We start from the raw sequence: 374 nt of genomic DNA on the forward strand, positions 1-374 counted from the left end.
TGAAGAGTTCAGCACCGCAGCTTCCGCCTCGAGCGTGTTGATCACGCGGTTCTGGGCAGCATCGACGGCGACCGCATTGGTCGAGACACGAAGCGCCGTATCGTAAGCGCCAGAGGTGGCAAGGAGAGAAACACCGGGCGCATTGATCGCACTGTCGGTCCCGGCAAAGACCGTTCCGCTGCCGCGCTGCAGGCTGTTTACGTCGGCCGGCGTAGCGATCGTGGTGCCGTCAAGTTTCAGGCCGTTGGCCCCCTCGTTTCCCGTCGCGCCAGCAACGATCAGGTTGTTCGTCCCTTCGAGGCGCGAACCCGTAAGCAAGCCTGCTGCGGAAATGTCGACCAGAGCCCCATGGGTCTGCGCGGTAACATCGGTCG

At 63.1% G+C, this 374-nt stretch carries 1 protein-coding gene; it reads right to left on the minus strand.

Annotated features, from left to right (window positions below; translation table 11 throughout):
* Positions 1-374, minus strand: a 374-nt coding sequence (locus WG900_RS20165; protein WP_339970186.1) for a hypothetical protein, incomplete at both ends; no start/stop codon positions are given.

It is taken from the genome of Novosphingobium aquae (assembly GCF_037572715.1).
Lineage (GTDB): Bacteria > Pseudomonadota > Alphaproteobacteria > Sphingomonadales > Sphingomonadaceae > Novosphingobium > Novosphingobium aquae.